This window comes from Streptomyces sp. NPDC041796 (assembly GCF_055590785.1).
On record NZ_JBVJAH010000011.1, the window covers coordinates 101,491 to 125,533 of the forward strand.

Genomic DNA, 24,043 nt, shown 5'->3' on the forward strand with positions numbered 1-24,043 from the left:
GACCCCCCCCCCCCCCCACCCCCCCCCCACCCCCCCCCCCACCCCCCCCCCCCCCCCCCCCCCCCCCCCCCCCCCCCCCCCCCCCCCCCCCCTCTTCACTGCGTCGGCCCGTACGAACCTGCGGGCTAGCCGGCCAGCAGCTGCTTGACGACCGCGGCGACGCGCCCGCCCTCGGCGCGGCCGGCGACCTTCGGGTTGACGATCTTCATCACGGCGCCCATGGCGCGCGGGCCCTCGGCGCCGGCGGCCTTGGCCTCGTCGACCGCCTGGGCGACGATCTGCTTCAGCTCGTCGTCGCTGAGCTGCTGCGGCAGGTACGCGTCGAGAATCACGCCCTCGGCCCGCTCACGCTCGGCCTGCTCGGCACGGCCGCCCTGCCCGAAGGCCTCGGCCGCCTCGCGGCGCTTCTTCGCCTCCTTGGCGATCACCTTCTGCACCTCGTCGTCGGAGAGCTCGCGCTTCTCCTTGCCCGCGACCTCCTCCTTGGTGATGGCGGCGAGGGTCAGCCGGAGCGTCGAGGAGCGCAGCTCGTCGCGCTCCTTGATCGCGGCGTTGAGGTCTTCCTGCAGCTTGGACTTGAGCGTGGTCATGCGCACAAGTGTGGCAGGTGCGATGACCTGCACGCCCGCGCATTTCCCGCGCCCTCGCCGTTCTGGGACGATGTCCGTATGCACGCGCGATACGGAGTTCCCCTGAAAGTCACCGCAGGAATCGCAGCGGCCGGCGCGGCCGGTCTGGCCTACGCCGCCGGGTTCGAGGCCCGCTCCTTCCGGCTGCGCCGGATCACCGTTCCCGTACTGCCGCGCGGCACGCGGCCGTTGCGGATGCTTCAGGTCTCGGACATCCACATGGTGAGCGGTCAGCGCAAGAAGCGGGCGTGGCTCCAGTCGCTGGCGGGGCTCCGGCCGGACTTCGTGGTGAACACCGGTGACAACCTCTCCGACCCGAATGGCGTACCGGAGCTCCTCGACGCGCTCGGCCCCCTGCTCGACTTCCCCGGCGTGTACGTCTTCGGCTCCAACGACTACTACGGCCCCAAGCTCCGCAACCCGGCCCGGTACCTGATCGAGAAGGCCCAGGGACGGCACGGCCTGAACGGCAACGCACCGGCGGTCGGAGCCGTGCACAACCCGTGGGAGGAGATCCGCGACAGCTTCGACACAGCGGGCTGGGTGAACCTCACCAACACGCGCGGCCGCCTCAAGCTGGAGGGCCTGGAGCTGGCGTTCACCGGCCTGGACGACCCGCACATCAAGCGTGACCGGTACGAGAAGGTCGCCGGCGGCCCCGAGCCGGACGCCGACCTGTCGCTGGCCGTCGTCCACGCCCCGTACCTGCGCTCCCTGGACGCGTTCACCGCCGACGGCTACCCCCTGATCCTGGCGGGCCACACGCACGGCGGGCAGCTGTGCATCCCCTTCTACGGGGCACTGGTCACCAACTGCGACCTCGACACCGACCGCGTCAAGGGCCTCTCCACCCACCGCGCCGGCGGCAACACCGCCTACCTCCACGTCTCGGCAGGCTGCGGCACCAACCGCTACACCCCCGTCCGCTTCGCCTGCCCGCCGGAGGCCACGCTGCTCACCCTGACCCCTCGGGACTGATCACCCCCCGCCATGGGGCAAATGCCCCGTTTTTACCCCATACACTCCCATACGCCCGCACGGCGGGCCTCTCCGCCGCTTCCCACCTTGATCGCGCCGGCGGCGCCGGGGACGTCGACCCCCGGCTGGGCGGCCCACTGGACCGGATCAGGCCCCCGGTCCACGCCCGCGAAAACCGGATTTCGCCTCAGGGCGCGGGTGGGCTAAAGTAAACGACGTCGCCGGGACACACGGTGACATCGGGGTGTAGCGCAGCTTGGCAGCGCGCTTCGTTCGGGACGAAGAGGTCGTGGGTTCAAATCCCGCCACCCCGACAGCTGAAACACCAGGTCAGGGGCCTGATCCGCGAGAGCGGGTCGGGCCCCTGAGTGGTTCCTGGAGATCGCGCAGGAGAGGATCTTGGCCGGGGTCTCCTGTGGAGCGCCGGCTTCGGCGGCGTCGAGGCAGGATCCATGATCCGAAGCCTTTTGTTGGACCACCCTCTGACCGACCGGTCCGGAAGGAAGCGGCCGTCGACGGGCGAACGCGCCTGGCGGACCGCGCGGCCGGCGATCCCGCGAGAACGGGTCGGGCCCTGGGTGGTTCCGGGGACCTCGGGAGCCGGCCCGGCGGCGGTCAGGGTGAGGGTCCGGCTGCGTCACCCGGACGGCTGCGCCCCTGTCGCCGGGGGGAAGGGGACGGGACACGCTCGGGGAATGAGCAACCCGTCCGAGGGGCCGAGTGGCCCGGTTCCGCACGCGTACGCCCATCACACGTCTCACGAGGAGCCCCGGGGCGGGGGTGGGTGGGCGTCCGGCGGGGTGATGTTCGCCGGTGTGCTGATGATGGTGGAGGGCGTCCTCGGGATGCTCCAGGGCATCGCGGGCATCGCCGAGGACGACGTCTACGGGCGTGTCGGAGAGTACGTCTTCGAGTTCAACGTCAGTGCGTGGGGCTGGATCCATCTGGTGCTCGGGCTGCTGGTCGCCGCCGTCGGGGCGGGGATCCTCAGCGGGGCGGAGTGGGCGAAGGCGAGCGGGGTGGCGCTGGCCGCGCTCGCCGTGATCGCGAACTTCATCTGGCTGCCGTACCAGCCGGTGTGGGCCATCGTGTCGATCGCCATCGCCATCTTCGTCATCTGGGCGCTGTGCTCCGAGGACACGACACCTGTGCCCAAGAGGCATTAGGACTTGGTGGCCTTCAGCGAGTACATCAGCGGGATGCGGCCGCGGTCCGGCGGGAAGCGGTAGTAGCCGTCCTCGTGGCGGGAGAGGGCCTTGAAGCGGGCGAACAGGGAGACGTCGTGCTCGTGCAGGAACTCGATGCGCAGGCCGGCCGAGGCGAGGGCGGAGACGACGTCACCCACCGGGTGCTGCCACTCGACACTGCGGTTGTGGACGGTGGGGGCGCCGAAGTCGGCGTACGTACCCGGGGACTCCTCCAGCCACGCGTCGCGGGCGAAGTAGTCGTGGACGAGCTGCGAACCGGTCTCGTCGTCCAGGATGTCGGTCAGCGGATGGAACTCCGCGAGGTACAGGAACCCGCCGGGTGCGACGAGTGAGGCGGCGGTCTCGGCCCAGCGGGTCACGTCGGGCAGCCAGTTGAGGGCGCCGCAGCCCGTGTAGACGATGTCGTACGCGGTGTCGGGCACCGCCTCGGGCGCGTCGTACACGTCGGCGGCCACGAAGGCGGCCCTGTCGGGGGTGAGACCGAGGTCGGCGGTGAGGGACCGTGCGACGTCGACGGCGGGCTCGGAAAAGTCCAGGCCCACCACCCGCGAGGCGCCTCGCCGGGCCCAGGACAGGGTGTCCAGTCCTATGTGGCACTGCAGGTGCAGCAGTGACCGGCCGGTGACGTCACCGACCTCCGCCACCTCGAAGTCCCGCAGGACGTCCTTGCCGGCCCGGAAGGCGTCCAGGTCGTAGTAGTCACTGGCGACGTGGATCGGCACGCGTTCGTCCCAGCGGGACCGGTTCGCCTCGCGCCAGTCAGCGGGGGTCGGTGAGTACATGCGCCGGAGATTACTGACGAGTTCTGGGCGATGCGAACGGATTGCGGGGATGACGCGGAGATGCCGTCGGTGCCGGAACCTCAGGGCTGGGGGCGACCTGAGCTTGCGAACGCAACTGATAGAAAGACATCGCTGAACTGAGGTCTGCGTCAACGGAGTTTCGCGGATCCTCGCGGAACGGAAGGCGCAAAGGGGGAGGTACGGGGTGAGTTTCGCGGACGAATGGTCGCACATCAAGCAGGAAGCCGCGGCGCGAATGAACCTGGCCAGTGCGGACAGCGACGGCTGGCAGGGTTCGAGCGGTGGGCTGAGGGTGAGCAAAGCGGCCTGGACGAAGGCGGGTATTGGCGTTGGGTCCCTGCGGGGCAGCATCAAGGAAGCCTTGACGAAGCTGAGCGACGCGCAGCAGGGGCTCGGTGCGGGATCCTCCGGCAGTGGAGCGCTGCAGAGCGCAGCCGCCCAACGCGAGTTGCACACATCGTGGAACAAGTACATCGAGAACGTCAGCGGCAGGTGCGGCGCCATCCAGGGCCTGATGGAGAAGGCCGGCAACGAGCAGCTCAAGACGGACGGGGCCGTCGAGGACGAGTTCATGAAGCTGGGCAAGAAGTACGAGGACACTCCCGCCGTCGGCGGCCAGAGCCGGGAGCGGTGATCCAGGCGTGGATTACACAACGCTCAAGGCTCTGAAGGTCTCCGAGTTCGAGGATGCCGCGGACGGTTACCGCGCCGCCAGCAGCATGGCCAGTCAGGCCAAGGACCGCATCGAAAACGAGATCAGCGCCGGTATGCGCAAGGACCTCGACAGCGAGGCCTCGGACGCCGCCGCTCGAGAGCTCAAGGAACTGGCCACCAACTTCCACTACACGCAAATCGAGTGCGGTCTGATCAGCACGGCGCTCAACGCGCTCGCGGCGGACTTGACCGTGCACAAGAAGGCCCTGGACGCCGCGGTGGCGGACGCGGAGGCCGCCGGCTTCACCGTCCTCGCGAACGGGGCGGTGCAGTATCCCGCCGGTGGGGACAAGGTCGACGGCAAGGTCCCGGAAGGCGGTACGGTCACCGGCAGTGCGAAGGGGGCCGCGACCGGCGCGCCGATCGACCCTGCGGGGGACGCGAACGATCTGGCGAGTGCCCTGGAGCGCCAGGCGGCCAACATCCATCCCAATCCGAACTTCGGCAGGGCGGTCGAGTTCGCGAACCGTATCGCCCAGGCTGTCTCCGACGCGACGGACACCGATGCGAAGTGGGCGCCGAAACTGCGAGCGCTGAAGGCCGACGACGACCTCAAGGTCTCGAAGGACGACTGGGCCGACGTCACCGTGGACACGGGCGGCGTCCGGTCGGCCGCCGAGGACTACTTGAAGAGCATCACTCCACCCCCCAAGGACGGGACCGCCGCGGAAAACGCGGAATGGTGGAAAGGCCTGTCCCCGGAGGAACAGGAGACCCACCTCTCATTGAACTCCGCAGCGGTCGGCGCGATGGACGGGCTCCCCGCCACGGTGCGCGACGAGGCCAACCGCGCGGTGCTGCGGGACGAGCACAGCAGTGCGGCCATCGCGCTCCAGAAGCATCTGTCCGGCGAGCCCAAGCGCTTGGAGATGAAGTACACCCTGCGTGGTGACCCGATCGGGGAGCGGGAGACCGACGAGTGGAAGAAGTGGAACGAGGAGAGGGAGCGCCTCCAGGGCCTCGTGGACGGCATGGGCGCCATTCAAAGCCGCTTCGACGCCACCGGTAAGGACGGACTTCCCGAGGCGTACCTGCTCGGCTTCGACCCGGAGGGCATGGGCAAGGGGAAGGTCATCCTCGCCAATGGCAATCCGGATACGGCGGATCACACGGCCGTCTACGTCCCCGGTACGGGTACAAACCTGCCCACCATCGAAGGCGATCTCAACCGTAGCGAAGAGCTGTGGAAGCAGAGCAACAAGATGGCCGCCGGGGCGACGGTCTCCACCATCACCTGGTTCGACTACGACGCCCCGCTCTCGGCGATGCCCTACACGGATGGGGGTGGACTGCTGCCCGAGGCCATGTACGACGACCAGGCGGCGGAAGGTGGTCCCAACCTGCGTGCGTTCCTGGACGGAAACCGCGAAGCGCACCTCGCCGCCAGCGGTGACAAGGGGCACACCACGCTCATGGGCCACAGCTACGGCACCACGCTCATCGGTGACGCCGTGAAGTCCTACTCCCCGGGCTTCTTCGACGGCCCCCTGAAGGCGGACGACATCATCGCGGTGGGTAGCCCCGGCATGCAGGCGGACCACGCGGCCGACCTGGGAGTCGAGCGTGGCCACATGTGGGCGATGGCCGCCCCGGTGTCCAAGGACCAGGTGCCTCTCGCCGGTTCGCTGGTGGGCCTCGGTGACCATGGAGTCGTCCCGACCGATCCCGAGTTCGGGGCCAACATCATGAAGACGGATGCCGAGGACCACAGCGACTACTGGAGGGTCGATGAGAACAACACTCCGTCGACCAGCCTCAAGAATCAGGCCCGCATCATCGTCGGCGACTACGGAAAGGTGAGCCTTGAGTAAGGCCCGCTCGGCAGTCAGGCAAGCGATTCGACGGACTGTGCTCGGCTCCACTCTGGCGCTGGGCCTTACAGCGATGGTGGGGTGTTCATCCATGACGAAGCCGAACGCCGAGGAAATCCTCGGCTATCAGCCCGAGGTACGGGAGATCGACCCGGCCAAGCGGCAGGTGAACGACATCTCCAGCCGTGTCCTCGACTGGATGGGCATCGAGGGAACCATCACCGAGCCGGCGGCCGGGGTCCGCTCTTGTGACGCGGTCGACCCGAAGCTGAAGGAGTACTACGCCGTATCGCACCCATGGGGGATCTACGACCTCCGCAAGGGCACCTTCGCCCAGGCCATGCAAAACCTCCGGGAGCAGCTCCCCAAACACGGCTGGGAGATCACGAAGGACGGTCCCATGGACACCAAGGACAGGGACCCGCAGATCGTCGCGGTGGACCGCCGGAGTCACCACACGCTCACGGTCGAGTGGCTCAGCAACCGGCCCGGCAAGCTCAAGGACATGATCGGCGTCGATGTCGATTCGCGCTGCTACCGCGCGCCCGAGGGGACCGACATCTACAAGGAGAAGTGACCCGCACAGGCCGCACAGGCCGTACAAGCCGCACAAGCCGCTGCTCCCATCGGGTTACATGGACGCATGACTGAGCCGACAGATACGCAGACCACCATGCCCGACTGGGAGAAGCGGTTCCGGGCGCCGCGGGTGTCGTTGCCCGAGTGGGCGTGGGACGCGCCGGGGAGGGCGTTGTTCGTGTCGAACGGGACCGGGACGTACGAGCTGTACGCCTGGGACCGGGACAGTGGCGAGCAGCGGCAGGTCACCGACCGGCCGAACGGGACGACGGACGGGGTGCTGTCGCCGGACGGGGAGTGGGTCTGGTGGTTCTCGGACACGGACGGCGACGAGTTCGGCGTGTGGATGCGCCAGCCGTTCGGGGGCGGTGAGGACGAGCCGGCCGCGCCGGGGCTGGAGGCGTCGTATCCGGCGGGGCTCGCCATCGGGCGGGACGGGACCGTGGTGGTCGGGCGGTCGACGGACGAGGACGGGTCGACGATCCACGTCGTACGGCCCGGGCGGCCGCCGCTGGAGATCTACCGGCACCGGGAGTCGGCCGGGGTCGGGGACCTGTCGCACGACGGGACGCTGATCGCGGTCGAGCACACCGAGCACGGTGACGCCATGCACGCCGCGCTGCGGGTGGTCCGGCCGGACGGGGCCGTGGTGGCCGAGCTGGACGACACCAAGGGCGGCACGGAGGAGCTGGGGCTCGGCGTGCTGGGCTTCGCGCCGGTGGACGGGGACACCCGGCTGCTGGTGGGGCACCAGCGGCGCGGGCGCTGGGAGCCGATGCTGTGGGACGTGGCGTCCGGTGCGGAGACCGAGCTGGGGCTGGACCTGCCCGGTGACGTTTCGGCGGAGTGGTACCCGGACGGGTCCGGGCTGCTGGTGGTCCACAGCTTCGAGGCGCGCAGCGAACTGTGGCGGTACGAGATCGCCACACGGGAGCTGGTGCGGGTGGACACCCCCGCCGGGTCGGTGTCGAGTGCGACGGCACGGCCGGACGGGGCCGTGGAGTACCTCTGGTCGTCGGCCGAGCGGCCGCCGGTGGTGCGGTCCACGGCGGGCGGCGTCGTGCTGGAGCCGCCGGGGATGAAGGCGCCCGCCTCGGTGCCGGTCGAGGACGTGTGGGTGGACGGCCCGGGCGGGCGGATCCACGCGCTCGTGCAGCGGCCGGCAGGGGCGGAGGGCCCGCTGCCGACGGTGTTCGAGATCCACGGCGGTCCCGCCTGGCACGACAGCGACGCGTACGCCGCCGCCCCCGCCGCCTGGGTGGACCACGGCTACGCGGTGATCCGGGTCAACTACCGGGGCTCGACCGGCTACGGGCGGGAGTGGACGGACGCGCTCAAGCACCGGGTCGGGCTGATCGAGCTGGAGGACATCGCGGCGGTACGGGAATGGGCGGTGTCCTCCGGTCTGGCCGACCCCGCCCGGCTGGTCCTCACGGGCGGCTCGTGGGGCGGTTACCTGACCCTGCTGGGGCTCGGCACGCAGCCGGACGCCTGGGCGCTGGGCATCGCCGCCGTACCGGTCGCGGACTACGTCACCGCCTACCACGACGAGATGGAGGCCCTGAAGGCCCTGGACCGCACCCTCTTCGGCGGGTCGCCGGAGGAGGTGCCGGAGCGGTTCGAGGTCTCCTCGCCGATCACCTACGTGGACCGCGTTCGGGTGCCGGTGTACATCTCGGCGGGCGTGAACGACCCGCGCTGCCCGATCCGCCAGATCGACAACTACGTGGACCGGCTCGCCGCCCGGGACGCGGTGCACGAGGTGTACCGGTACGACGCCGGGCACGGCTCGCTCGTGGTGGAGGAGCGGATCAAGCAGGTGCGGCTGGAGCTCGACTTCGCCGCCAGGCATCTGGGGACCCGCGCGGAGGGAAGGTGACGGTGTTCCGTACCGTGGGGGTGTGTACCGGTTCCTGACGACGCCCCGCTGGTGGGGGATCAACATCTTCGTCGTGCTGGCGATCCCCTTCTGCATCTTCATGGGGACCTGGCAGCTCGGCAGGTTCGAGGACCGCGTCGACTCGCACCAGGAGGCGGAGCGGCGGCCCGACCCGGGTGCGGTGAAGGCCGTGCCGCTCGACGAGCTGCTGCCGGTCGACAAGGAGACCTCGGGCCGCCACGCCACGGCGACGGGTCGGTACGGGCAGCAGTTCCTGGTTCCGGGTCGTGAGCTGGACGGCAGGGACGGCTCGTACGTCCTGACCCTGCTGCGCACCGGGAGCGGCACGTCCCTGCCGGTGGTACGCGGGTGGCTGCCGGAGGGCGGCAAGGTCCCGGCCCCGCCGGCCGGTGAGGTCACGGTGACCGGCGCGCTCCAGGCGTCCGAGCACACCGGGAGCGCGGGCGTGCACGCGACGGGCGCGCTGCCGCGGGGCCAGGTCGGCATGATCAGCGCGGCGGCCTTGGTGAACGTGGTCCAGGACGAGGTCTACGACGCCTGGATCACGCTCCTGGACGCCCCGGCGGGCCTCACACCGGTCCCGGCGGCCGCGGCGGAGGGCAGCGGGCTGGACCTGAAGGCGTTCCAGAACCTCGGGTACACCGGTGAGTGGTTCGCCTTCGCGGGCTTCGTGCTGTTCATGTGGTTCCGCCTGCTGCGGCGGGAGGCCGAGCAGGCCCGGGACGAGGCCCTCGGCCTGGCCACGGAGGCGGGACCGGGGCCCGCACCCGAGCCCTCGGAGTCTTCGCCCAGTCCGGCTGCCCGGTCCTGACGGGGGACGCCCCGGTCCCGACGCACGGCTCCGGGAGCCGGCCCGGCGCCCAGGGCCGCGCCCGAGGTCGGGCCCGCGCCCGGCGCCCGAGACCGCGGCCGGCGCCCGGCGCCCGAGACCGCGCCCTACTCCGTCGGCAGCAGGCCCGTCCGGTAGACGGTGCCCGCGCAGGCGTTGGGGATCGTGGCCTGTGCCGCGGGGCCGCCCGCTTCCGGGGTGTGGCTGACCGCGACGCTGCCGTCCGCGCGGGGGCCGTCGCCGTCCGCCTCCTTGCCGAGCTGCGGCTCCACGGCCGTCGTCCCGCCCGTACCGTCCGAGCCGGCCGATTCCGACGAGGTGTCGCCGGTCGGCGGGGTCGGGTCGGGCGAGGCCTCGCCGCCGCCCGTACCGCCGCTGCCGCCGCCCTCCACCGGGCAGGTCTCGCTCGGGACCCAGGCGAACTTCACCTCGTACGAACCCGAGGGCTTGAGGAGCAGCGGGGCCGACGCCTCCTGGGAGGGGTCGGGGAGCCCCGTCGCGGGGTCGCCCGCCGTATGGGCGACGACGGTGATCCTCGCCTGGTCGGCCGCGCCCATCGCCACGGAGGCGACGCCGCCGGCGCCGGAGACCGAGCAGTCGGTCCCCGATACGTTCGTGATGCGGAAGGTCCCGTACACCTTGCCCTCCGCGTCGGGCTGGCCCGCCTCCGCGGAGGCCACACCGAGCTGGGCCGCGTCGCACACCGGCACGGTGGCCGGGACCGAACTGGTCGGCGCCGACGTGCCGCCCACGGTGCCGTCCGAGGTGCCGGCCGCGGGCTCACCGGGCTTGGCCGGGGTGTCCTCGCCGCCCTTGCCGGCGCCGCCGGTCCCCTGACCGGCCTCGGCGCTGGGCGCCCCCGGTCCGCTGCCCTCGCCGCCGGTCTCCTCTCCCGTGCCGCCCTGGACCTGCTCGCCGTGACCGGCGTTCACGGGGCGGTCGTCGGAGGTGCCGTCGGAGCTCGCGACGTGGACGAATGCCGGGACGGCCGTACCGAACAGCAGGGCCGCCGCGGCCATGCCCACCAGGGCCTGGCGCTTGCGCGCCCGCCGCGCGGGAACCGCCCGGCGGAGGTGGTCCAGGGTGCCGTCGGCCGGTTGCAGGTCCTGCACAGCGCCGTGAAGCAGTCTGCGCAGCGCCACCTCGTCGACGGGGAGCTCACCGAGGTCCGGGAGATCCTTGTCCGGCCCGCTGTGCCCGTTGCTCACAATTCCGTTCCCAGTCCGGTCGTTCTCGTTCAACGGCCCGTCCGGCCCGTACCGCTCAGATTCGTGCTCGCTCATGCCGTGGCCTCCATGGCGACGCGCAGCGCCGCGATGCCACGTGACCCGTACGCCTTGACCGAGCCGAGCGATATGCCCAGCGTCTCCGCGACCTGCGCCTCGGTCATGTCCGCGAAGTAGCGCAGCACCAGGACCTCGCGCTGGCGGCGCTGGAGGCCCTTCATGGCCTTGATCAGCGCGTCGCGCTCGAGCTGGTCGTACGCGCCCTCCTCCGCGCTCGCCATGTCGGGCATCGGCTTGGAGAGCAGCTTCAGGCCGAGGATGCGGCGGCGGAGTGCGGAGCGGGACAGGTTCACGACGGTCTGGCGCAGATACGCGAGGGTCTTCTCGGGGTCACGCACACGGCGCCGCGCCGAGTGGACGCGAATGAACGCCTCCTGGACGACGTCCTCACAGGAGGCGGTGTCGTCCAGCAGCAGCGCGGCGAGACCCAGCAGCGACCGGTAGTGGGCGCGGTAGGTCTCGGTGAGGTGGTCGACGGTCGTACCCGCGGTCGTCGTCGCCTCGTCGACGCTCTGGGCGCCTCGCTGGGACGGGATACGGGTCGTACGCCTAGCTGCGGGCATGGGCGCGATCACCGGCATGCCGCCGGGCTGACGGGGTCGCCGGAGCGGGCGCACCGCGCCCATGCCGACCCCGGCTCCGGCCGCACGGGCGCGGAGTGGAACCGCCGCTGTGATGTCGAGTACCTCTGCCACGCCTGTTGGACACGCTTCCCCCCGTCAGGGTTGTACGCGCACGCACCCGCTTTTGACGGTGCGACGTTTGCCCTCATGCGTACCCGCTCTTCCCCAATGCCCCGATATCGCGGGCGCGCGAAGGGGCGACCGCATAGACGCTTCCCGCCCGACCACCGGTTGCAGCAAGGGGGACAGCATCCTCGAACATGCCATCACCCCAGTTCAAGTCGCGCAGACCGCAGACTTGATCACAGGGCGTTCACAGATCCTACAAAGATCCGACGATCCGTTCATCGCAGATTCCGTCCGCACTCAGGACGAAAACTCGGCGGCGACGGCCTCCGCGATCTGAGCGGCGTTCAAAGCGGCACCTTTGCGCAGATTGTCACCGCAGACGAACAGTTCCAGCGCCCGGTCGTCGTCCAGCGACCGCCGCACCCGCCCCACCCACGTCGGATCGGTGCCCACGACATCGGCGGGCGTCGGGAAGTCCCCGGCCGCGGGATCGTCGTACAGCACCACGCCGGGCGAGGTCGCCAGGATCTCGTGCGCCCGCGCGACCGTCACCTCGTGTTCGAAACGTGCGTGTACGGAGACGGAGTGGGCGTTCACCACCGGCACCCGTACGCAGGTGGCGGCCACGCGCAGCTCCGGAAGGTCCAGGATCCTGCGGGTCTCGGAGCGCACGCGCAGCTCCTCCGAAGACCAGCCGTCCTCCTGGACGGAACCCGCCCAGGGCACCACGTTCAGCGCGAGCGGGGCGGGGAAGGGCCCGGTGTCGTCGCCGACAGCACGGCGCACATCACCGGGGCAGGTGCCCAGCTCCGTACCGGCGACCAGCGAGAGCTGCTCCCGCAGCGCGGCGACACCGCCGTGCCCGGCACCGCTCGCGGCCTGGTACGCGGAGACGACGAGCTCGCTCAGGCCGAACTCGGCGTGCAGCGCGCCCACCGCGACGATCAGCGCCAGCGTGGTGTCGCCGGGGCACGCCACGATCCCGCGCGGGCGTACGCGGACGCAGTGGCGGTTGATCTCGGGGACGACCAGCGGGACGTCCGGGTCCGCCCGGAAGGCCGGCGAGGTGTCCACCACCACCGTGCCCTTGGCTGCGGCGATCGGCGCCCACTGCGCCGCGACCGCCTCCGGCGCCAGGAACAGCGCCACGTCGGCCCCCTCCAGGGCCTCCTCGGACAGCCCGAGGACCTCGACCTCCTCCCCGCGCACGGCCAGCTTGCGGCCGGCCGAGCGCGGGGAGGCGATCAGACGGATGTCACCCCAGACGTCGGCGTGCTGCGACAGGATCTGGAGCATCACCGCACCGACGCTCCCGGTCGCTCCCACGACCGCGAGCGCCGGCTTGCGGTTCGTCACCGGCTGCTCACCGCCCGGTGCCTCCGTACACCACTGCCTCGTCGGAGTCGCTGTCCAGGCCGAAGGCGGTGTGGACGGCGCGGACGGCCTCGTTGACGTCGTCGGCGCGCGTCACGACCGAGATGCGGATCTCGGAGGTCGAGATCAGCTCGATGTTCACGCCCGCGTCGGACAGCGCCTCGAAGAACCCGGCCGTGACGCCCGGGTTCGTCTTCATACCCGCGCCGACCAGGGAGATCTTGGCGATCTGGTCGTCGTAGCGGAGCGACTCGAAGCCGATGAGGGTCTTCTGCTTCTCCAGTGCGTCGATGGCCTTGCGGCCCTCCGCCTTGGGCAGCGTGAAGGAGATGTCGGTCAGCCCGGTCGACGCGGCGGAGACGTTCTGCACCACCATGTCGATGTTGATCTCGTTGTCCGCGATGGTGCGGAAGATCGCGGCGGCCTCGCCCGGCTTGTCCGGCACCCCGACGACGGTGATCTTCGCCTCGGACGTGTCGTGGGCGACACCGGAGATGATGGCCTGCTCCACCTTGCGGTCCCCTCGCGGTTCGTTGCTGACCCACGTGCCCTGGAGCCCCGAGAAGGACGACCGGACGTGGATCGGGATGTTGTAACGGCGTGCGTACTCGACGCAGCGGTGCAGCAGCACCTTGGAGCCGGAGCTGGCGAGCTCCAGCATGTCCTCGAACGAGATCCAGTCGATCTTCCGGGCCTTCTTCACGACCCGGGGGTCGGCGGTGAAGACACCGTCGACGTCGGTGTAGATCTCGCACACCTCGGCGTCGAGCGCCGCGGCGAGCGCGACGGCGGTCGTGTCCGACCCGCCGCGCCCGAGGGTGGTGATGTCCTTCTTGTCCTGGGAGACGCCCTGGAAGCCCGCGACGATGGCGATGTTGCCCTCGTCGAGCGCCGTACGGATCCGGCCCGGCGTGACATCGATGATGCGCGCTTTGTTGTGGACCGAGTCGGTGATGACGCCTGCCTGGCTGCCCGTGAACGACTGGGCCTCGTGGCCCAGGTTTTTGATCGCCATGGCCAGCAGCGCCATGGAGATCCGCTCTCCGGCGGTCAGCAGCATGTCGAACTCACGTCCGGCAGGGATCGGGGATACCTGCTCGGCGAGATCGATCAACTCGTCCGTCGTGTCGCCCATCGCCGAAACCACGACGACCACCTGGTGGCCGTTCTTCTTGGCATCGACGATTCGCTTGGCGACGCGCTTGATGCCCTCGGCATCGGCAACGGAGGAGCCTCCGTACTTCTGCACGACAAGGCCCACGTGCGCTCCTCGCTCAGTCCGTTTGCGGTCAGCTCAGTCTAACGAGCGGCCGGGAAACGCCCCCGCCATACCGCATCGTGAGATGTCCCGCTCACGACGTGATCATCGTGGGGCGCTTCACGGCCGCTCGGCTTGTGCCTGCCCGTCCCCATCGGGCGTACGCGGAATGTGTGCCGGGTCACCTCGCGCCTTCCCGTCTTCCCGTCTTCCCGGGACACGCCTCGGGCCCGGTCGTGCGGCAGGGGTGCCGACGACCGGGCCCGGGATGCCTGGGAGAGCGGGAGGAGCCGGCCGAGGGAGGCGGCGGCTGCCTGGCCGTACGCACACCCAGGGCGGCTACTTGACCGTACGCATACCCAGGGGGCCGAGGATCTCCTGGGCCATCACCCGGCCCGCCTCCTCCGCGAGCGCGTCCTCCGTCAGGTCCTCGTCCGTGTCGAGTCCGTCGAGCTCCTCGAGCGGCTGGTCCAGCCGGACGTGGGACACCAGGGACTGCAGGGCCCGCAGGGTCGCCGAGGCGGTCGGGCCCCAGTTGGAGAAGTACGAGAACTGCCACCACCACAGGGCCTCCGTGGTGCGGCCCGCCCGGTAGTGGGCCAGCCCGTGGCGCAGGTCCATGATGATGTCGGCCAGGTTGTCCGAGATCCGGCACGGCACGGGCGCCTTGCGCGGCTCGTACGGGTCGAAGACCTCCGAGAAGACGTCCACCGGCTCCAGCATGGTCGCGAACCGCATCCGCAGATCGTCGACGTCCACGTCCGGGCCCGTGTCCGGTTCGTACCGCTCCTCCGGGATGATGTCCTCGTGCGCGCCCAGCCGGCCGCCGGTGAGCAGGAGCTGGGAGACCTCGAGCAGCAGGAACGGGACCGCGCTGTCGGGCTCGTCGCCCTTGGCCACTTCCGTGGTCGCGACGATGAAGGACTCGATCGAGTCGGCGATCTGGACCGCGAAGCTGTCGGGGTCCAGCGAGTGCGCGTGCAGTGTGGCGTCAGACATCGAGGAGTCGTCTCCCTTCGAACGCACGGCCGAGCGTGACCTCGTCGGCGTATTCCAGGTCTCCGCCAACGGGGAGTCCGCTGGCGAGGCGCGTGACCTTCAGGCCCATGGGCTTGACCATGCGCGCCAGGTACGTCGCGGTGGCCTCCCCCTCCAGGTTGGGGTCGGTCGCCAGGATCAGCTCGGTGACCGCTCCGTCGGCCAGACGGGCCAGCAGCTCGCGGATCCGCAGGTCGTCCGGGCCGACGCCCTCGATCGGGCTGATCGCGCCACCGAGGACGTGGTACCGCCCCCGGAACTCGCGCGTCCGCTCGATCGCGACGACGTCCTTCGGCTCCTCGACCACACAGATGACCGCCTCGTCACGGCGCGGGTCACGGCAGATGCCGCACCGCTCCTCCTGCGCGACGTTGCCGCACACGGCGCAGAACCGGACCTTGTCCTTGACCTCCAGGAGGGCATGGGCGAGGCGGCGTACGTCGGTGGGCTCGGCCTGCAGGATGTGGAAGGCGATCCGCTGGGCGCTCTTGGGACCGACGCCTGGCAGCCTGCCCAGCTCGTCGATGAGGTCCTGAACCACGCCTTCGTACAACGGAACGCCTCTCGTGGAGTGCTGTGATGCTTACGGTAGTTGCTGTGCGTACGGGTTAGAAGGGCGGGCGCCGGAGCTCGTACCGGAAGGGCGAGGCCGCGTCCGGCCGATCCCGCCCGACGGGACCTAGAAACCCAGGCCCGGGATGCCGCCGCCGCCCAGGCCCTGGGCCAGGGGGCCGAGCTTGGCCTGCTGGAGCGCCTGCGCGTTCTCGTTCGCGGCCTGGACGGCGGCGACCACGAGGTCGGCGAGGGTCTCGGTGTCCTCCGGGTCGACCGCCTTCGGGTCGATGACCAGGGAGCGCAGCTCGCCGGAGCCGGTCACGGTGGCCTTCACCAGGCCGCCGCCCGCCTGCCCGTCGACCTCGGTCTGCGCCAGCTCCTCCTGGGCACGGGCGAGGTCCTGCTGCATCTTCTGGGCCTGCTGGAGGATCTGCTGCATATTGGGCTGGCCACCACCGGGAATCACGGTCACTCCTGGCACTTCGACGACGGGTATTCGGTATGCCGAGCCTACGTGGTCGCCGGACGGTGTGCCCCATCCACGCGGCTTCACTCTTTCGGGTGAGAATCGGGCGCGCCCTCTAGCTGATCAAGCCCCTCTTGCGGGCGGAAATACCGGGATTTCGCACTTCCGGCCCACCATTCGGCGGTAGGAAAGGGCATGCGCACCAGTACGCACACGCGCATCGCACCGCCCGCACGTTACGGATAGTCACGCAGAGCGCAGAGGAGTGCCCCGGTGAGCCAGCCGGAGATGCAGCCCGGGGGCCCCGCCCGGGGGGAGGGCGACAGCCACGACCGGTACGGCGGCCACGGTGGCGATCTGACCGGACGGCCGTTCCCGCTCGGCGACTGGGGCGAACCGGCGGAGCGGCTCGACGAGCTCTACCGCTGGGTCGAGGACCAGGCGCTGCGGACGGCCGGGTGGTACCTGGAGGACCGCGCCTGGAAGCGGCGCGGCGCCCGGGCGTTGCGGATCGGTACGGCGCTGGGCGTGATCGCCGGCGCCGGGCTGCCGCTGCTGGACCTGACGGGTGCGCTGGACGGGGCGTCGGGCTGGGGATACCTGTCCCTGCTGCTGGCCGCCGCGTGCCTGGCCTGCGACCGGTACTTCGGGCTCACATCCGGGTGGATGCGGGACGTGGCGACGGCGCAGGCGGTGCAGCGGCGGCTCCAGGCGCTCCAGTTCGACTGGGCGGCGGAGAGCATCCGCGAGGTGCTGGGCCCGACGGAGGGCACGGCGAGCGAGGCGGCCGAGCGGTGCCTGGGGGTGCTGCGGCGGTTCTCGGAGGACGTGACGGAGCTGGTGCGGGCGGAGACGGCGGACTGGATGGTCGAGTTCCGGTCGGGCCCGGCGCCGCTGGTGACGCAGTCGACGCTGTGGTGCGCTCCGCCCAGGGCGGAGGGGGGTGCTCCGCCCTCGGGGCGGTTTCCACTCCCCCCCGGCACCCGCCCCAACATGCCCCGCCAGCGGCCCCCGGAGCCCCGCTGACCCCGTGCCGGGGCCGGTGTGACGGGCTCAGCTAAAGATGATCATCGATCCCTGGCCCAGGCTTCGGGTGGCCGCCGCGTGGAGGCCGAGCCACACGTGCCGCTCGCGGGCGAAGGGGCTCTCGTCGTACGGGATCGGCCCGGCAGGCTCCTCCAGGGCCGTCGGGCGCTCGGGCGGGTGCGGCGCGGCCGGCGGGTTCGCGGGGTCGATGCCGATCGAGGGGGCGACGTACTCCAGCTCGCGCAGCAGGCCCTGGGCGGAGCCGAGCGGGCCGCCGCCCGCCAGCAGTTCCTCGGTCGACAGCGGCGCGGGGAAGTCGACGGGTACGTACGCGCCCGCGTGGTCGTAGTGCCACACCAGGTGCGACTGCTGCGCCGTCGACTCGAACATCTCCAGGAGCTGCTCGTAGTCGCCGCCCAGCTCGTCGACCGGGGTGACGGCCAGGCCGCAGATCTGGAGCAGGTAGGCGCGGCGCAGGAAGTGCAGGGCGTCGTAGTCGAAGCCGGCGACCGGCGCGACGTCGCCCGACAGGCCGGGCATGTAGGCGAAGACGGGCACGGTCGGGAGGCCTGACTCGGTGAGGGCCTTGTCGTACGCGGCGATCTCTTCCGCGAAGGGGTTGTCGGGGCTGTGGCACAGCACGTCGACGAGGGGGACCAACCACAGGTCACAGGCCAAGGGAGACTCGCTCTCCTTCAGTCGAATACGCGGCTACGGCGGGCTCGGGTCAGAGTAGTTCGCGGCTCGGGTGCCCATCCCCTACCCATACGGGCTGGGCGGTAAGAGCCGTCGCGATAAAGCGGTGAAGCCGTCAGCGCAGCCCGTCCAGATGGTCGGCCCACCGCAACGAGTGCGCGTTGTAGGCGTCGATGGCCGCCATCACCGCTTCGGGGTCGCCGAGGGTGACCGCGTCGACGAGTTCCTCGTGGCCGTTCCAGAGCCATGTGCCGGGCTCGCGGGCGGCGCGCAGGTGCGGCACGGCGAACACCCAGGCCTGGACGCGCAGCCGGTGCAGGAAGTCGGCGATGTAGCGGTTGGCGACGAAGCCGCTGAGCTCACGCCAGAACCGGAGGTCGTAACCGATCAGGATGTCCAGGTCGCCGGCGCGCGCGGCCCGTGCCGCCTCCTCGGCGCGCCGCCGTACCGACACCAGCGGAGCCCCGTGCGCGTGGAGGACGTCGACCCGGTCGCGCAGGCGCCGGAAGATGCCGTCCACGATGAGCGCGCGGGCCTCGACCATGCCTCGGTAGTCCTCGACCGAGAACTGGTGGACACGGAAGCCCTTGTGCTGGTCGGAGTCGAGCAGGCCCTGGGCGGTGAGGTCGACCAGCGCTTCCCGTACGGGCGTCGCCGACACCCCGTACTGCTCGGCGATGTGCTTGACCGTGAATTCCTGGCCCGGCTGGAGACGCCCCGCGAGGACTTCGTCACGCAGCGCGTCCGCGACCTGCTGGCGCAGGGTGTTGCGGGTCACAGCTCCGCTCGCGGGCATGGCTTCTGGCCCCCTCCGTCCGGTTCCGGACACCTTAAGCCAGGCGGAGGGGGCGCACGGAGGTGGTTACACGGTGTGCTCGTCGGCGACCGTGAGCGCCGCGTCGAGGGCGGCGAGGCCCTCCTTGGCCTCGGCCTCGGTGATGTTGCAGGCGGGTACGGCGTGGGTGCGGTTCATGTTGATGAAGGGCCACAGGCCGTTCTTCTTGCAGGCCGCGCCGAAGGCCGCCATGGGGGCGTTCGCCTCGCCCGTCGCGTTGTACGGGACGAGCGGCTCGCGCGTCTCCTCGTTCCGGACCAGGTCCAGTGCCCAGAAGGCGCCGAGGCCGCGCACCTCGCCGACGGACGGGTGGCGTTCGGCGAGTTCGCGCAGGCCGGGGCCGAGGACGTTCTCGCCGAGGTGGGCGGCCTGCTCGACGACCTTCTCGTCCTCCATGACCTGGATGGTGGCGACGGCGGCGGCGCAGGCGAGGGGGTGCCCCGAGTAGGTGAGGCCGCCGGGGTAGGGCCGCTTGTCGAACGTCGCGGCGATCTCGGCGGAGATGGCGACACCGCCGAGGGGCACGTACCCGGAGTTGACGCCCTTGGCGAAGGTCAGCAGGTCGGGGACGACGTCGAAGTGGTCGGCGGCGAACCACGCGCCGGTGCGGCCGAAGCCCGCCATGACCTCGTCGAGGACGAAGACGATCCCGTACCGGTCGCAGATCTCGCGTACGCCGGCGAGGTAGCCGGGCGGCGGGGTCATGATGCCGGCGGTGCCGGGGACGGTCTCCAGGATGATCGCGGCGATGGACTGCGGTCCCTCGAACGCGATGGTGTCCTCCAGGTGCTGGAGGGCGCGCTCGCACTCCTGCGCCTCGGTCGAGGCGTAGAAGGGCGAGCGGTAGAGGAACGGCGCCCAGAAGCGCACGACGCCCGCGGAGGCGGTGTCGGAGGCCCAGCGGCGCGGGTCGCCGGTGAGGTTGATCGCGGTGGAGGTGGCGCCGTGGTACGAGCGGTAGGCGCTCATGATCTTGGGGCGGCCCGTGTGCAGCCGGGCCATCCGGGCGGCGTTCTCGACGGCCTCGGCGCCGCCGTTGGTGAAGAAGATCTTGTCGAGGTCGCCCGGCGTGCGCTCGGCGATGAGGCGTGCGGCCTCGGAGCGTACGTCGATGGCGAAGGCGGGCGCGAAGGTGGTCATCTTCGCGGCCTGCTCCTGGATCGCGGCGACGACCCTGGGGTGCTGGTAGCCGATGTTGGTGTAGACGAGACCGCTGGTGAAGTCGAGGTAGCGGTTTCCGTCGTAGTCCCAGAAGTACGCCCCCTCGGCACCGGCGACGGCGAGCGGGTCGATCAGCCCCTGGGCGGACCAGGAGTGGAACACGTGCGCGCGGTCGGCCGCCTTCACGGCGGCGCCGGCCTCGGGGTCGGCGTGAGCAGCGGAATCGTCATGAGGGGTCATGCCGCCCAGGGTAAGGACGTGCTGCTGGGCGCCGGTATGGCCATCTTGTATGCCGGAAGGCGCGGGGGTCGGCAGGGTGTCGGGCGTCGGAGGCGACGGAGGGGTGTTGACAGCATTCTGTCGTCATGACAGGATTCTGTCATCAGCTCGAACGATGGAACGGAATTCGCAGTACCAGCCGCAGCACGAGCCGAAGACGCGTCCACAGGAGGCCACCATGTCCGGCACCGACTCCGCCACCAACCACCGCAAGACCGTTCATCTCGCCGTCTACGACACGCTGGCCGACTGGGAGACCGGACACGCCACCGCCTGGCTCGCCCGCAGCGGATACGACATCCGCACGGTCGGCCCCACCACCGAGCCGGTGACCAGCATCGGCGGGCTGCGCATCACCCCCGACCTCGCCCTGACCGACCTGCGGCCCGAGGACAGCGCGCTGCTGATCCTGCCCGGCGCCGACCTGTGGGACACGAGCGACGACCTGGCGCCCTTCGCGGCCAAGGCGCGGGTGTTCCTGGACGCGGGCACGCCGGTGGCCGCCATATGCGGGGCCACCGCCGGGCTCGCCCGTGAGGGTCTGCTCGACGACCGGCCGCACACCAGCGCCGTCTCCTTCTACCTGGCGGCCACGGGATACAAGGGCGGCGAGCACTACGTCGACGCGGACGCGGTCACCGACGGCGACCTCATCACCGCGGGCCCCACCGAGCCGGTCGCGTTCGCCCGCGAGGTGCTGGGGAAGATGGGCGCGTTCGAGGGCAGCAAGCTGGACGCCTGGTACCGACTGTTCCACGACTCCGACCCGGCCGCCTTCGAGGAACTGAACTCATGACCCGTGTCGAGAAGGAGCTGCAGGGCCTGCTCAGCCGGACGGCGCTCGGCGTGTTCCGGCTGAACGGCCAGTTCCTCGCCGTCTCGGAGAAGCTGGCCCGCCCCGCCGGGATCACGGCCGCGTGGTGGCAGGTCCTCGGGGCCGTGCTGCCCGAGCCACTGCCGGTCTCCGGGATCGCCCGCACCATGGGCATCACCCGGCAGAGCGTGCAGCGGATCGCGGACCTGCTGGTCCACGAGGGCCTGGCCGAGTACCTGCCGAACCCGGCCCACCGGCGCGCCAAGCTCCTGGCGCCCACCCACCTGGGCCGGGTGACGATCGACCGTATAGAGCCGGGCCACGCGGACTTCGCGGCCCGCCTCGCCGCCGAGCTCGGCGAGGAGGCGTTCGCCGAGACGGCGCGGACCCTGGAGCGGCTCTCCGAGGCGCTGGACGCGGTCACGGCCCCCGGCGACCCCGCCGGACCGCGCGCGGCAAGCTGACGGCGGCGCGGTCCGGGCGGGTAAAGTGGCCGTCTCTCCAGCCGTCCGGCAGGAGACCGATGCGAGGAGGTGAGACCCATCAACGCCAGGTCAGGCTGGGTGCTCTCCTCTCACCGCGGTGCGGTCGACCCGACATAGGGACGAAGGGACCGAGGGAGCACCCCGACGGCTCCCGAAAGGTTCCCCATGTCTGTACCCAGTAGGTCCACCACCGTCTCCTCCGTCGTCGGCACACTCCGCGCCGCCGGCTGCGTCTTCGCCGAGGACGAGGCGGAGTTGCTCCTGTCCACCGCCCGCACACCCGACGAACTCGACGCCATGGTCGGGCGCCGCGTCGCCGGGCATCCCCTCGAACACATCCTGGGCTGGGCCGAGTTCCACGGCCTGCGGGTAGCGGTGGACGAGGGAGTCTTCGTCCCGCGCCGCCGCACCGAGTTCCTCGTCACCCGCGCCCGGGCCCTCGCCTCGCCCCGGGCCGTGGTCGTGGACCTGTGCTGCGGCACCGGTGCGCTGGGGGCCGCCCTCGTATCGGCGCTGGCCGAGGCGGAGTTGCACGCCGCCGACATCGACCCCGCCGCCGTGCGCTGCGCCCGGCGGAACGTCATGGCGGCGGGCGGGCGGGTCTACGAAGGCGACCTGTACGACCCGCTCCCGGCAGGCTTGCGGGGCCGCGTCGACATACTGCTGGCCAACGTGCCGTACGTCCCCACGGAGGAGGTGCAGCTCCTGCCCGCCGAGGCGCGCGTCCATGAGGCCCGCGTCGCGCTCGACGGCGGCGCGGACGGGCTGGACGTCCTGCGCCGCGTGACCGCCGAGGCCACCGCCTGGCTGGCACCGGGCGGCAGCCTCCTGTTCGAGACCAGCGAGCGTCAGGCGTCCGCCGCCGCGGCGGTCGTCGCCGCCGACGGGCTCGTCCCGCACGTGGAGACCTGTGAGGACCTGTACGCCACGGTGGTCATCGCGACTCGGGCGGCGCAGCGGTCGCCCGCTCGACGGCCAGCAGGACGTTGAGCAGCAGGAACGGGTGGACGAACCGGCCGGGCGCCGTCGGCGGGCACCGCCAGGCGAGCGGCCAGGTACGCCCGCCGCGCGCGGGCACCGGCACATAACTGACCGTTCCCAGACAGGCGTTGAACGGCATCGCGCCGGAGGGCCAGGCGCGGCCCGCCGTACTGCCCGGAGGGAGGAGGAAGTACACGCCCCGGCGCCCGTTCGCCTCGATGACGACGGGCCCCGGGTCGCCGCCGGTCATGTGCTCCAGGAGGTCGGCGGCACGGCGCCCGTCGTCCCCGTCGACGCGTACGGCGTCGAATCGGACGCCCGCCTTGCGGAGTTGGAATCCGGACGCCGGAATCCAATCGATTCTTGTGTGGCAACTTGGCGCATTCACAGGGACATCGTGGACCGCCGCGGCTAGCGTTCCCCACGACTGCGGAAGCCCGTAGAAACCGCGTTGACCTGCGGAAAAGGCGTCCAACAGCAGTCGAATTCGGCGGGGACGGGTTGTGACCGGTTGAGACCGGTTGAATCGAGGCGGTGACGCAATTTGGCGCGAACCGAGAACAAGGAAACGGCGGGTCCGGCGACGCGACTCGTGGCGGACATGGCACGCAAGATGCGCGTCCGGAAAGGGTGGACGCAGGACCAGCTCGGCAAGGAGATCGGTTTCACGGGCGCGGCGGTGAGCGCCATGGAGACCTGCGCCCAGCCGGCGAGCGACGCGATGCTGGTGCAACTGGAGAAGGTGCTGGGCGACGGGCTCGGCCTGTTCGAGCAGGCGCGGCTGTACGTGCGGCTGGACAAGTATCCGGAGCAGTTCAAGAACTACGCGCTGCTGGAGCAGAAGGCGGTGAGCCTGTCGCTCTACGCCACGCTGGTGGTGCACGGGCTGTTCCAGACGGAGGCGTACGCGCGGGCGCTGATCGGCGGCGGGTACCCGCCGCTGCCGGAGCGGCGGGTGGAGGAGCTGGTCGAGGCGAGGATGGCGCGCAGGGAGCTGTTCGAGCGGGAGCCGGTGGCGCTGGTCGAGCTGGTCCTGGAGGAGTCGGTGCTGCGCCGCACGATCGGCGGCGCGGAGGTCATGCGCGGACAGTTGCTGCACCTCGCGGAGTGCGCGCGGAGGCGGAACGTGACGGTTCAGGTGCTGCCACTGGACTGCGGGCTGAGCGGGGAGCACGCTGGCGACAACGGCGGGATGACGCTCGTGGAGACCCCGGAGCACGACCACCTCGTGTACCTGGAGATCCAGTTCGAAAGCCTGTTGATCAAGGACCCCGCTAAGGTGAGTACATTCGCACAGCGGTACGCGAAGATCCGGGCACAGGCCCTGGATCCCCGTGAATCTCTGGGCCTCATCGAGCGGTTGGCAGGAGAACCGAGATGACCAGCACCCTGCGGTGGTTCAAGTCGAGCTACAGCGACAGCAGCGGCGGCGAGTGCGTCGAAGTCGCCTTCGGCTGGCGCACGTCCTCGTACAGCAGCGACAGCGGTGGCGACTGCGTCGAGGTGGCCGCCTGCCCCCACACCGTCCACGTCCGCGACTCCAAGAACCCCGGCGGGCCCGTCCTCGCCGTCGCCCCGGCGGCCTGGGGGTCCTTCCTCGACTGGGCCGAGTAGGGTTACCGGTAGGAATCACCTGAAAGGGGGCG

The 24,043-nt window shown here is 70.8% G+C and carries 26 protein-coding genes and 1 tRNA gene; 14 read left to right on the forward strand and 13 right to left on the reverse strand.

Translation table 11 applies throughout. The features are described from left to right. Nucleotides 1-125: 125 nt before the first annotated feature. Complete coding sequence (locus tag ACZ6C1_RS23020; RefSeq protein ID WP_469243124.1) at nucleotides 126-590, reverse strand: GatB/YqeY domain-containing protein; 465 nt, start codon at nucleotides 588-590, stop codon at nucleotides 126-128. A 78-nt stretch (nucleotides 591-668) separates the two neighbouring features. Between ACZ6C1_RS23020 and ACZ6C1_RS23025 the strand changes: the two genes are divergently transcribed. The 3 genes from ACZ6C1_RS23025 to ACZ6C1_RS23035 all read left to right on the forward strand — a co-directional run bounded on the left by ACZ6C1_RS23025 (nucleotide 669) and on the right by ACZ6C1_RS23035 (nucleotide 2,773). Continuing rightward, on the forward strand, nucleotides 669-1,607 hold the full coding sequence (locus ACZ6C1_RS23025; RefSeq protein WP_469243126.1) for a metallophosphoesterase: 939 nt from the start codon (nucleotides 669-671) through the stop codon (nucleotides 1,605-1,607). A gap of 240 nt (nucleotides 1,608-1,847) precedes the next feature. Next, nucleotides 1,848-1,921, forward strand: a tRNA-Pro gene (locus tag ACZ6C1_RS23030). A gap of 381 nt (nucleotides 1,922-2,302) precedes the next feature. Then, nucleotides 2,303-2,773: a DUF7144 family membrane protein gene (locus tag ACZ6C1_RS23035; RefSeq protein WP_469243128.1), complete on the forward strand. Its 471-nt coding sequence runs from the start codon at nucleotides 2,303-2,305 to the stop codon at nucleotides 2,771-2,773. Here the strand turns inward: ACZ6C1_RS23035 and ACZ6C1_RS23040 are convergent. Beyond that, nucleotides 2,770-3,597, reverse strand: coding sequence for a class I SAM-dependent methyltransferase (locus tag ACZ6C1_RS23040; protein ID WP_469243130.1), 828 nt, complete (start codon nucleotides 3,595-3,597; stop codon nucleotides 2,770-2,772). The genes ACZ6C1_RS23035 and ACZ6C1_RS23040 overlap by 4 nt on opposite strands. Before the next feature lie 205 nt (nucleotides 3,598-3,802). On the opposite strand from ACZ6C1_RS23040, the gene ACZ6C1_RS23045 reads away from it, so the two are divergent. The 5 genes from ACZ6C1_RS23045 to ACZ6C1_RS23065 all read left to right on the forward strand — a co-directional run bounded on the left by ACZ6C1_RS23045 (nucleotide 3,803) and on the right by ACZ6C1_RS23065 (nucleotide 9,433). Next, nucleotides 3,803-4,252, forward strand: a complete 450-nt coding sequence (locus ACZ6C1_RS23045; RefSeq protein WP_469243132.1) for a hypothetical protein — start codon at nucleotides 3,803-3,805, stop codon at nucleotides 4,250-4,252. Nucleotides 4,253-4,259: 7 nt separating this feature from the next. Beyond that, nucleotides 4,260-6,143 (forward strand): alpha/beta hydrolase, encoded by a 1,884-nt coding sequence (locus ACZ6C1_RS23050; RefSeq protein WP_469243134.1) that lies wholly within the window; start codon nucleotides 4,260-4,262, stop codon nucleotides 6,141-6,143. Between the two features lie 91 nt (nucleotides 6,144-6,234). Beyond that, nucleotides 6,235-6,720, forward strand: a complete 486-nt coding sequence (locus tag ACZ6C1_RS23055) for a hypothetical protein (protein ID WP_469243136.1) — start codon at nucleotides 6,235-6,237, stop codon at nucleotides 6,718-6,720. A gap of 66 nt (nucleotides 6,721-6,786) precedes the next feature. After that, nucleotides 6,787-8,601: a S9 family peptidase gene (locus ACZ6C1_RS23060; RefSeq protein ID WP_469243138.1), complete on the forward strand. Its 1,815-nt coding sequence runs from the start codon at nucleotides 6,787-6,789 to the stop codon at nucleotides 8,599-8,601. Between the two features lie 22 nt (nucleotides 8,602-8,623). Next, the gene (locus ACZ6C1_RS23065) at nucleotides 8,624-9,433 is read left to right on the forward strand and encodes an SURF1 family protein (RefSeq protein ID WP_469243140.1); all 810 of its coding nucleotides are present in this window, start codon (nucleotides 8,624-8,626) and stop codon (nucleotides 9,431-9,433) included. A gap of 125 nt (nucleotides 9,434-9,558) precedes the next feature. Here the strand turns inward: ACZ6C1_RS23065 and ACZ6C1_RS23070 are convergent, their stop codons facing one another. The 7 genes from ACZ6C1_RS23070 to ACZ6C1_RS23100 form a co-directional block, all read right to left on the reverse strand. Beyond that, nucleotides 9,559-10,734 (reverse strand): hypothetical protein, encoded by a 1,176-nt coding sequence (locus ACZ6C1_RS23070; protein WP_469243142.1) that lies wholly within the window; start codon nucleotides 10,732-10,734, stop codon nucleotides 9,559-9,561. Continuing rightward, entirely contained in the window at nucleotides 10,731-11,432 is a 702-nt protein-coding gene (locus tag ACZ6C1_RS23075) for a SigE family RNA polymerase sigma factor (RefSeq protein ID WP_469243143.1), read from the reverse strand. Before ACZ6C1_RS23075 ends, ACZ6C1_RS23070 begins: the two co-directional genes overlap by 4 nt. A 294-nt stretch (nucleotides 11,433-11,726) precedes the next feature. Then, a complete protein-coding gene (locus ACZ6C1_RS23080) occupies nucleotides 11,727-12,785 on the reverse strand; it encodes an aspartate-semialdehyde dehydrogenase (protein ID WP_469243145.1) in 1,059 nt (352 codons plus the stop codon). 7 nt (nucleotides 12,786-12,792) lie between these two features. Beyond that, nucleotides 12,793-14,064, reverse strand: a complete 1,272-nt coding sequence (locus ACZ6C1_RS23085) for an aspartate kinase (RefSeq protein ID WP_469243146.1) — start codon at nucleotides 14,062-14,064, stop codon at nucleotides 12,793-12,795. Nucleotides 14,065-14,400: 336 nt separating this feature from the next. After that, entirely contained in the window at nucleotides 14,401-15,060 is a 660-nt protein-coding gene (locus tag ACZ6C1_RS23090) for a DUF5063 domain-containing protein (protein ID WP_469243147.1), read from the reverse strand. After that, complete coding sequence (recR, locus tag ACZ6C1_RS23095) at nucleotides 15,053-15,652, reverse strand: recombination mediator RecR (protein ID WP_469243148.1); 600 nt, start codon at nucleotides 15,650-15,652, stop codon at nucleotides 15,053-15,055. Before recR ends, ACZ6C1_RS23090 begins: the two co-directional genes overlap by 8 nt. Before the next feature lie 126 nt (nucleotides 15,653-15,778). Further along, entirely contained in the window at nucleotides 15,779-16,120 is a 342-nt protein-coding gene (locus ACZ6C1_RS23100; RefSeq protein ID WP_469243201.1) for a YbaB/EbfC family nucleoid-associated protein, read from the reverse strand. Between the two features lie 273 nt (nucleotides 16,121-16,393). Between ACZ6C1_RS23100 and ACZ6C1_RS23105 the strand changes: the two genes are divergently transcribed. Continuing rightward, the gene (locus ACZ6C1_RS23105; RefSeq protein ID WP_469243149.1) at nucleotides 16,394-17,146 is read left to right on the forward strand and encodes an SLATT domain-containing protein; all 753 of its coding nucleotides are present in this window, start codon (nucleotides 16,394-16,396) and stop codon (nucleotides 17,144-17,146) included. 27 nt (nucleotides 17,147-17,173) lie between these two features. On the opposite strand, the gene ACZ6C1_RS23110 is transcribed toward ACZ6C1_RS23105, so the two are convergent. From ACZ6C1_RS23110 to ACZ6C1_RS23120, 3 genes are all read right to left on the reverse strand, one after another. Further along, the gene (locus ACZ6C1_RS23110) at nucleotides 17,174-17,824 is read right to left on the reverse strand and encodes a hypothetical protein (protein WP_469243150.1); all 651 of its coding nucleotides are present in this window, start codon (nucleotides 17,822-17,824) and stop codon (nucleotides 17,174-17,176) included. A gap of 133 nt (nucleotides 17,825-17,957) precedes the next feature. Beyond that, entirely contained in the window at nucleotides 17,958-18,638 is a 681-nt protein-coding gene (locus ACZ6C1_RS23115; RefSeq protein WP_469243151.1) for a GntR family transcriptional regulator, read from the reverse strand. 66 nt (nucleotides 18,639-18,704) lie between these two features. Beyond that, nucleotides 18,705-20,078 carry an aminotransferase class III-fold pyridoxal phosphate-dependent enzyme gene (locus tag ACZ6C1_RS23120; RefSeq protein ID WP_469243152.1) on the reverse strand — a complete coding sequence of 458 codons (1,374 nt, stop codon included), beginning with the start codon at nucleotides 20,076-20,078 and terminating at the stop codon, nucleotides 18,705-18,707. Between the two features lie 217 nt (nucleotides 20,079-20,295). Between ACZ6C1_RS23120 and ACZ6C1_RS23125 the strand changes: the two genes are divergently transcribed. The 3 genes from ACZ6C1_RS23125 to ACZ6C1_RS23135 all read left to right on the forward strand — a co-directional run bounded on the left by ACZ6C1_RS23125 (nucleotide 20,296) and on the right by ACZ6C1_RS23135 (nucleotide 22,406). Next, complete coding sequence (locus ACZ6C1_RS23125; protein ID WP_469243153.1) at nucleotides 20,296-20,913, forward strand: type 1 glutamine amidotransferase family protein; 618 nt, start codon at nucleotides 20,296-20,298, stop codon at nucleotides 20,911-20,913. Continuing rightward, nucleotides 20,910-21,395: a MarR family winged helix-turn-helix transcriptional regulator gene (locus ACZ6C1_RS23130; RefSeq protein WP_469243154.1), complete on the forward strand. Its 486-nt coding sequence runs from the start codon at nucleotides 20,910-20,912 to the stop codon at nucleotides 21,393-21,395. The genes ACZ6C1_RS23125 and ACZ6C1_RS23130 overlap by 4 nt, the downstream gene beginning before the upstream one ends. Before the next feature lie 186 nt (nucleotides 21,396-21,581). Then, a complete protein-coding gene (locus ACZ6C1_RS23135; RefSeq protein ID WP_469243155.1) occupies nucleotides 21,582-22,406 on the forward strand; it encodes a putative protein N(5)-glutamine methyltransferase in 825 nt (274 codons plus the stop codon). Here ACZ6C1_RS23135 and ACZ6C1_RS23140 read toward each other — a convergent pair. After that, nucleotides 22,351-22,785 (reverse strand): hypothetical protein, encoded by a 435-nt coding sequence (locus ACZ6C1_RS23140; RefSeq protein WP_469243156.1) that lies wholly within the window; start codon nucleotides 22,783-22,785, stop codon nucleotides 22,351-22,353. The two genes, ACZ6C1_RS23135 and ACZ6C1_RS23140, sit on opposite strands and share 56 nt — an antisense overlap. Before the next feature lie 213 nt (nucleotides 22,786-22,998). Here ACZ6C1_RS23140 and ACZ6C1_RS23145 point away from each other — a divergent pair, with 213 nt between their 5' ends. Continuing rightward, nucleotides 22,999-23,778 (forward strand): helix-turn-helix domain-containing protein, encoded by a 780-nt coding sequence (locus ACZ6C1_RS23145; protein WP_469243157.1) that lies wholly within the window; start codon nucleotides 22,999-23,001, stop codon nucleotides 23,776-23,778. Beyond that, a complete protein-coding gene (locus tag ACZ6C1_RS23150; protein ID WP_469243158.1) occupies nucleotides 23,775-24,011 on the forward strand; it encodes a DUF397 domain-containing protein in 237 nt (78 codons plus the stop codon). Before ACZ6C1_RS23145 ends, ACZ6C1_RS23150 begins: the two co-directional genes overlap by 4 nt. Nucleotides 24,012-24,043: the final 32 nt, after the last annotated feature.

What these genes read in the sequence shown, in the direction of transcription:
- ACZ6C1_RS23090 (WP_469243147.1), bottom strand. Translation starts at nt 15,060, where the DNA reads ATGTCTGACGCCACACTGCACGCGCACTCGCTGGACCCCGACAGCTTC.
- ACZ6C1_RS23060 (WP_469243138.1), top strand. Translation starts at nt 6,787, where the DNA reads ATGACTGAGCCGACAGATACGCAGACCACCATGCCCGACTGGGAGAAG.
- ACZ6C1_RS23025 (WP_469243126.1), top strand. Translation starts at nt 669, where the DNA reads ATGCACGCGCGATACGGAGTTCCCCTGAAAGTCACCGCAGGAATCGCA.
- ACZ6C1_RS23020 (WP_469243124.1), bottom strand. Translation starts at nt 590, where the DNA reads ATGACCACGCTCAAGTCCAAGCTGCAGGAAGACCTCAACGCCGCGATC.
- ACZ6C1_RS23135 (WP_469243155.1), top strand. Translation starts at nt 21,582, where the DNA reads ATGTCTGTACCCAGTAGGTCCACCACCGTCTCCTCCGTCGTCGGCACA.
- ACZ6C1_RS23125 (WP_469243153.1), top strand. Translation starts at nt 20,296, where the DNA reads ATGTCCGGCACCGACTCCGCCACCAACCACCGCAAGACCGTTCATCTC.
- ACZ6C1_RS23150 (WP_469243158.1), top strand. Translation starts at nt 23,775, where the DNA reads ATGACCAGCACCCTGCGGTGGTTCAAGTCGAGCTACAGCGACAGCAGC.
- ACZ6C1_RS23070 (WP_469243142.1), bottom strand. Translation starts at nt 10,734, where the DNA reads ATGAGCGAGCACGAATCTGAGCGGTACGGGCCGGACGGGCCGTTGAAC.
- ACZ6C1_RS23035 (WP_469243128.1), top strand. Translation starts at nt 2,303, where the DNA reads ATGAGCAACCCGTCCGAGGGGCCGAGTGGCCCGGTTCCGCACGCGTAC.
- ACZ6C1_RS23055 (WP_469243136.1), top strand. Translation starts at nt 6,235, where the DNA reads ATGACGAAGCCGAACGCCGAGGAAATCCTCGGCTATCAGCCCGAGGTA.
- ACZ6C1_RS23130 (WP_469243154.1), top strand. Translation starts at nt 20,910, where the DNA reads ATGACCCGTGTCGAGAAGGAGCTGCAGGGCCTGCTCAGCCGGACGGCG.
- ACZ6C1_RS23115 (WP_469243151.1), bottom strand. Translation starts at nt 18,638, where the DNA reads ATGCCCGCGAGCGGAGCTGTGACCCGCAACACCCTGCGCCAGCAGGTC.
- ACZ6C1_RS23145 (WP_469243157.1), top strand. Translation starts at nt 22,999, where the DNA reads ATGGCACGCAAGATGCGCGTCCGGAAAGGGTGGACGCAGGACCAGCTC.
- ACZ6C1_RS23040 (WP_469243130.1), bottom strand. Translation starts at nt 3,597, where the DNA reads ATGTACTCACCGACCCCCGCTGACTGGCGCGAGGCGAACCGGTCCCGC.
- ACZ6C1_RS23120 (WP_469243152.1), bottom strand. Translation starts at nt 20,078, where the DNA reads ATGACCCCTCATGACGATTCCGCTGCTCACGCCGACCCCGAGGCCGGC.